This window comes from Candidatus Symbiopectobacterium sp. NZEC127 (genome assembly GCF_025962675.1).
GTDB lineage: Bacteria > Pseudomonadota > Gammaproteobacteria > Enterobacterales > Enterobacteriaceae > Symbiopectobacterium.
Map to the genome: position 1 here is coordinate 1 of NZ_JAGFPG010000110.1, position 508 is coordinate 508.

The 508-nt window shown below is 44.3% G+C and carries 2 protein-coding genes; one reads left to right on the forward strand and one right to left on the reverse strand.

Translation table 11 applies throughout. The annotated features are described in order from the left end of the window. The coding region (locus tag J5069_RS24170; protein WP_264646165.1) for a helix-turn-helix domain-containing protein at positions 1 to 92 on the reverse strand (92 nt) is incomplete at its 3' end. Between the two features lie 137 nt (positions 93 to 229). Between J5069_RS24170 and J5069_RS24175 the strand changes: the two genes are divergently transcribed. Then, on the forward strand, positions 230 to 508 hold a 279-nt coding region (locus J5069_RS24175; RefSeq protein ID WP_264646164.1), incomplete at its 3' end, for an SDR family NAD(P)-dependent oxidoreductase.

Consider the following 508-nt stretch of genomic DNA (forward strand, 5'->3'; position numbering starts at 1 on the left):
GGTTGCCCTAAGCCTAAATCCCTACCGGCTGCGGAAAAACTGCCTGTTTCAGCGGTACGGACAAAGCATGTCATCAAAAGTAATCTATCCATCTTGAAACCAACCTATGCTTTTAATGCATGAAAGATATTTAAAAATGCAATCTTATCACTATCTGGGCATGAGCATACAGTGGCTATCAAATCGGCCATTCGCCGATCCGTTGTTAAAACTAACAGGAGATTTTTACATGTCCAGATTACACGGTAAACGCGCACTGATTACGGGTGGAACAAGTGGTATTGGGCTTCAAACAGCGAAGCTGTTTGTTGCAGAAGGTGCACGCGTAATTGTTACTGGTGTTAACCCTGATTCTATCGAAAAAGCGAAAGCAGAACTGGGTAATGATGTGTTAGTCGTGAGCGCCGACTCCGCTGATGTGAACGCACAGAAAGCTCTGGCTCAAACGGTTAAGGAACACTTTGGTCAACTGGATATCGCTTTCCTGTATGCGTGTATATCCATGTAT